This is a genomic window from Mesotoga infera (assembly GCA_011045915.1).
In the GTDB taxonomy this organism is placed as follows: domain Bacteria; phylum Thermotogota; class Thermotogae; order Petrotogales; family Kosmotogaceae; genus Mesotoga; species Mesotoga infera_D.
Map to the genome: position 1 here is coordinate 1 of DSBT01000319.1, position 2,761 is coordinate 2,761.

The 2,761-nt window shown below is 47.5% G+C and carries 3 protein-coding genes; all 3 read right to left on the reverse strand.

Annotated elements, in window-relative coordinates; genetic code table 11:
- Nucleotides 1-578: pentose kinase (locus ENN47_10340; GenBank protein ID HDP78558.1), on the reverse strand; the 578-nt coding region annotated here is incomplete at its 3' end.
- A complete protein-coding gene (locus ENN47_10345; protein HDP78559.1) occupies nucleotides 575-2,155 on the reverse strand; it encodes a sugar ABC transporter ATP-binding protein in 1,581 nt (526 codons plus the stop codon). The genes ENN47_10340 and ENN47_10345, both read right to left, overlap by 4 nt.
- The gene (locus tag ENN47_10350) at nucleotides 2,085-2,747 is read right to left on the reverse strand and encodes a hypothetical protein (protein HDP78560.1); all 663 of its coding nucleotides are present in this window, start codon (nucleotides 2,745-2,747) and stop codon (nucleotides 2,085-2,087) included. Before ENN47_10350 ends, ENN47_10345 begins: the two co-directional genes overlap by 71 nt.
- Nucleotides 2,748-2,761: the final 14 nt, after the last annotated feature.

Genomic DNA, 2,761 nt, shown 5'->3' on the forward strand with positions numbered 1-2,761 from the left:
ATATCTAGCGCGCCGGTATTGCAGGCCTGAGAGAAATCCGTTCTTACATTTCCCGTCAAGCGGTACACAAGATAATCGACCGTGTTGAGAATCTTCCATGTCCTGTCGAAGCCCTCATGATTCTCTCTCTTGAAGGCCATCATCTTGAAGAGAGAGTATTGTTCAGGAACCTGCCCCGCACCGGTCATGGAGTAAAACTCCTCTTCAGGAACTGACTCCATGAATTTTGAGACTTCTTCTCTTGAACTGAGATCGGCGTAGATCGGCACTGCTTCTAAAATCGATTCCCCATCAGCCGAGAGAGGAACCATGCTTGGAGAATGCCCGCTGCAGGCAACCGCTGCGATTTCGTGAGGATCTATCCCGCGTTTTCCAAGGATGTTCTCTGTTGTTCTGCAGAAGACGCTCCACCAATCCTCAGGCCGCTGAACTGCCTTCCCGTCTTTAGGATAATAGGTCTTGTAATCCATCACTTCACTGGCGATTAGGTTCAGTTTATCGTCAAAGATGCAGGCCTTATCCGCCGTTGTTCCAAGATCGTGTGTAAGAAAATATCTCGCTCTTCCCACAGGAATCACTTCTTTGCGGGTTCGGTGGGGGTCTGTTTTAGCCCCGCGGCATAAGCAAGTATCTCTTCTTCGGAAGTCTCCTCGGGATTCAGTTCCCCGGTTATTCTACCTTTGTGCATTACAAGTATCCTATCGCTCATGCCGATTATCTCCGGTAGTTCCGAAGAGACCATGATTATTGACATTCCTTTCTTCACAAGGTTCTTCATGAGACGATAGATCTCTGCCTTCGTCCCGACATCGATACCCCTTGTAGGCTCGTCAAGAAGAAGCACTTCCGCTCCATTAAAAAGCCACTTGGCGAGAACAACCTTCTGCTGGTTGCCCCCGCTAAGAAATTCCACAGGTTGGCCGATTCCCGGAGTGGAAATCCGGAGTTTTTCCACGAACTCCTCCGCCGCAGTCTTGTCGGCTCTTTCATTCACAAAGCAGAGCCTGCAAATCTTCTTATGAGCTGCGAGCGAAATGTTGTTCTTGACACTCATCGGAAGCACCAGCCCGGTCTTGTGTCTGTCTTCTGTTACGAAGCCGAATCCATTACATATGGCTCTTCTCGGACTTCGATTGTGTACTTCTCTTCCGTGTAACCTGATCTTTCCATTCTGGACATCCAGGCCGAATAATGCCTGACACAGCTCTGTCCTGCCCGCTCCCATCAATCCTGCAATTCCCAGTATCTCGCCCTTCTTCAACTTGAAACTTACGTTATGAAGCTTTGAAGTTGAAAGATCCTCAACCTCGAGAACAACTTCTTCCTGACTGGAATCGGTTCTGGCCGGATACATATCTCCGATATCCCTTCCTACCATGAGCCTAACCAATCCATCGTTATCGATCTCAGAGGGCAGGACCGTGTCCACGTTCTTTCCATCCTTCAAAACGGTTATTCTATCGCTGATCTTGAAGATCTCTTCGAAGTGATGGGATATGTAGATTATCCCAATATCCTTCTTAATTCTCTGCAAGATTTCGTGGAGTCTTGCGAGATCGTTTTTTGGTAGGATGGCGGACGGTTCGTCCATTATCAGTATCTTCGGATTTCTGTAAAGAGCTTTTGCAATCTCAACCTTCTGTCCTTCGGCGACGCTCAGATCGCACACATTTCTGGAGACATCTATATCTTCAAATCCGATCGTCTTAACGAATTCGTCGGCTTGCGAGAAGAGCTTCCGCCAGTTGATCAATCCTGCTTTCGAGCCAGTGTATTCACCGAACATTATGTTCTCGGCAACAGACATGTTCGGCTGGAGACTGAAATGCTGCTGAACACTGTATATTCCTGACTTGATCGCTTCTTTGGGGGTGCTTATGTGAGTCTTCTTACCCATAATTTCTATAGAACCACTGTCTCTTCTGTGGATTCCGGCAAGAACCTTTATTAGTGTGCTCTTTCCCGCTCCGTTTTCCCCTACGAGAGTGTGGATCTCTCCAATCTCGAGGTCAAAATCGACATTGTCCAGTGCCTTGACACCGGGGAAAGTCTTCGTAATTCCTTTCATCTCAAGGTAGGGCAAATCAATTTCCCCCTTTGCTCTTGTCGCAAGGATCGTCCACTTCTGCAACGACCGTTGCCGGACAGGCTTCATTATCAAGCAGCAGTGGAATCGAAATCACTCTATTCAACGTCTTGCCTATTAGAGGTTCCAGTTTCATGTCTTCAATCGCGAATCTCTTTTCACGCGCTTTGAGATACGACTTGTGAACCAACCAACCGAATGATCTTCCCTCGGGAATGTTCTCGATGCTGAAGATATCCATTCCAAGGCATCTTATTTTCGGGAAGTTGCCCAAGAGATACTCGAGGCTGTCTTCCGAGAATGAAGGTGAGTTTTCCACAAATCTCCTCCTATCGTGTCTATACTTGCTGAATCCTGTATAGACGAGAAGACAGTCCGAATCCTCCAACTCATCTCTGAACAGCTCAAGGTCCTCATGGTTTATCTTCTCCCTGTCGCCCTTTGGGCATACAATGAAGAGAGGCCTATTCAGAATGAAATCCGAAGCGTCAAAGTCACTCATAAGAAGGCCGTCCTCATGAACATGAGATGGAGCGTCAATATGTGTTCCATGATGGGCGAAAATCTCTATTATGCTTGTCTGATTGGATTTCCCCTTCCCGTCACCGAACTTTGAACGCCACTTTATACTGACTCCGGGAAGCGAAAGTACATCGTCCACATCTTTTGACTCCC